Below are 2,582 nucleotides of genomic sequence, written 5' to 3'. Positions count from 1 at the left end.
CCCCCCCCCGTCATCCTGACGAAAGTCAGGATCCAGAGCCAAGCAGCACCGTGGCTCTGGGTCCCGGATCAAGTCCAGGATGACGAAGGAGGAAGCCACCCCCCCGAAAGGTTGACGCAACCCCCGCCCTCGCCATCCCCCAAGCCATGACCCGCCCCGGCTTCGCCTTCTCCACCACCCTGCGCGTCCGCTACGCCGAGATCGACGGGCAGAAGATCGTCTTCAACTCGCGCTATCTCGAATATGCCGATGTCGCGATCACCGACTTCTGGGACTGGAGCGGGATCGCCGCCGCGGTGCCCGGCTGGGACGACACCGAATTCAACGTCCGCCGCACCGAGATCGACTATCTCGCGCCCTTCCGCCTCGGCGACACGATCGCGGCGCATGTCCGGATCGAGCGGGTCGGCACGTCGAGCCTCACCAAGCGGATCGAGCTGACGCATGCCGAAAGCGGCGCGCTCCACACCGTGATCACGATGGTCAGCGTCCATGTCGATCTCGCGACCGGCCGCCCCGCACCCCTGCCGCCCGCGATCCGCGACCATATCGCGCGGCTCGCCACCCCCGCCTGACCGCTCAGTCCGTCGCGCCGATCTCCCCCGGCAGCGCCCAGATCAGCTCGCCCCGGCCCAGCACGCGGCCGTCATGCGCGCGCACCGCGACCTGTTCGATCGGCTGCCGGTCGCGCGCATCGACCAGGATCGGGAAGGCCGGGATCCGCGTCTCCCACCGCTCGCCCCATTGCCGGAGCGCGATCATCGTCGGCAGCAGCGCAAAGCCCTTTTCGGTCAGCCCATAGGCGATCTTGCGGCGATCCTCGGGCAAGGGCCGCCGCGCGAGGATCCCGTGCTCGACCAGCCGCGCGAGCCGGTTCGCCAGGATGTTGCGCGCGATGCCGAGCTCGGCCTGGAATTCCTCGAAATGATGCAGCCCGTTGAACGCCGCGCGCAGGATCAGGAACGACCAGCGCTCCCCCATCGCCTCGAGCGCCGCCGGCAGGCTGCATTCGCGCAGCGGCTCGCGCAAAATCCCCCGCGAAGTTCCCCGCGATATTCCCCGCGAAATTCCCCCCGAAATCCCCATCGTCCCGGCTCCCCCCGACCCCGGTCTAGCCTATCGCATTCCGCCGCGCGATGCGCTCATCGAGTGCGTCTATCACGGTGACCGGACGCTTTTGGTTGCAAAGCAACACGCTGCGGCCCCATCTATGTTCCGTGTTGCGCCAATATGAACTCGTCGATCGAGTCCTCGATTACGATCCCGATGCCGACGAGGCCCTGCTGAACCGCGCCTATGTGTTTTCGATGCAGGCGCACGGGTCGCAGAAGCGTGCGAGCGGCGATCCCTATTTCAGCCATCCGATCGAGGTGGCGGGCATCCTCACCGACCTGCATCTCGATGACGAGACGATCGCCACCGCGATCCTCCACGACACGATCGAGGATACCGTCGCCACGCCCGAGGAGATCACGCGGCTGTTCGGCCCGTCGGTCGCGCGGCTCGTCGACGGCGTCACCAAGCTCAGCAAGATCGAGGCGCAGACCGAGAATGAGCGCGCCGCGGAGAACCTGCGCAAATTCCTGCTCGCCATGTCCGACGACATCCGCGTGCTGCTGGTGAAACTCGCCGACCGGCTGCACAACATGCGCACGCTGCATCATATCGCCAAGCCCGAGAAGCGCCGTCGCATCGCCAAGGAGACGATGGACATCTACGCGCCGCTCGCCGAGCGGATCGGCATGTACGAGTTCATGCGCGAGATGCAGACGCTCGCCTTCGAACAGATCGAACCCGAAGCCTCCGAATCGATCAACCGCCGGCTGGAGCAGCTGAAGGACGGCGACGGCAACCGCATCGCCAAGATCGCCTCGGGGCTCAAACTCGTGCTGTCGCGCGCCGGCATCGAGGCGGAGGTCGCGGGGCGCGAGAAGCATCCCTATTCGATCTTCCGCAAGATGTCCGAACGGCACATCAATTTCGAGCAATTGTCCGACGTGATGGCGTTCCGCGCGATCGTCCCGACCGAGGCGGACTGCTACGCCGCGCTCGGCATCATCCACCAGCGCTGGCCGATGGTGCCCGGCCGGTTCAAGGATTACATCTCGACGCCCAAGCGCAACGGCTATCGCTCGCTGCACACCAGCGTGATCCATGCCGACAATGCGCGCATCGAGATCCAGATCCGGACCGAGGCGATGCACGCCCAGGCCGAATTCGGCCTCGCCGCGCACTGGGCGTACAAGCAGAAGAGCGGCGGCCAGACGATCGGCGGCGGCGAGCATCAGGTCAGCTGGATCCGCGACCTGGTCGAGATCCTCGACACCGCCGAAAGCCCCGAGGAGCTGCTCGAACACACGCGGATGGCGATGTACGCCGACCGCATCTTCGCCTTCACCCCCAAGGGCGAGCTGATCCAGCTGCCCAAGGGCGCGACGCCGATCGACTTCGCCTATGCGGTCCATACCGATCTCGGCGACCAGGCGGTCGGCGCGAAGATCGACGGCCGCGTCGTGCCGCTCTCGACCGTGATCGAAAACGGCAACCAGGTGCAGATCCTGCGGTCGAAGGGCCAGTCGCCG

The 2,582-nt window shown here is 66.3% G+C and carries 3 protein-coding genes; 2 read left to right on the top strand and 1 reads right to left on the bottom strand.

Translation table 11 applies throughout. From position 1 onward, the window contains the following. The first annotated feature begins 146 nt into the window (after positions 1 to 146). Positions 147 to 575, top strand: coding sequence for an acyl-CoA thioesterase (locus tag sphst_RS14525; protein WP_107045743.1), 429 nt, complete (start codon positions 147 to 149; stop codon positions 573 to 575). A gap of 4 nt (positions 576 to 579) precedes the next feature. Here sphst_RS14525 and sphst_RS14520 read toward each other — a convergent pair whose 3' ends face one another. Then, entirely contained in the window at positions 580 to 981 is a 402-nt protein-coding gene (locus sphst_RS14520) for a winged helix-turn-helix transcriptional regulator (RefSeq protein ID WP_042467067.1), read from the bottom strand. A gap of 236 nt (positions 982 to 1,217) precedes the next feature. Here sphst_RS14520 and sphst_RS14515 point away from each other — a divergent pair. Next, positions 1,218 to 2,582, top strand: a 1,365-nt coding sequence (locus sphst_RS14515; RefSeq protein WP_159043651.1) for a RelA/SpoT family protein, incomplete at its 3' end; no start/stop codon positions are given.

Origin of the sequence: Sphingomonas sp. STIS6.2 (genome assembly GCF_000732685.2) — a bacterium.
GTDB classification, from domain to species: Bacteria; Pseudomonadota; Alphaproteobacteria; order Sphingomonadales; family Sphingomonadaceae; genus Sphingomonas; species Sphingomonas aerolata.
The sequence above is the reverse complement of the archived record's forward strand: the minus strand, read 5'-3'. Positions and strand labels throughout refer to the sequence as shown.

What these genes read in the sequence shown, in the direction of transcription:
- sphst_RS14525 (WP_107045743.1), top strand. Translation starts at nt 147, where the DNA reads ATGACCCGCCCCGGCTTCGCCTTCTCCACCACCCTGCGCGTCCGCTAC.
- sphst_RS14520 (WP_042467067.1), bottom strand. Translation starts at nt 981, where the DNA reads ATGGGGGAGCGCTGGTCGTTCCTGATCCTGCGCGCGGCGTTCAACGGG.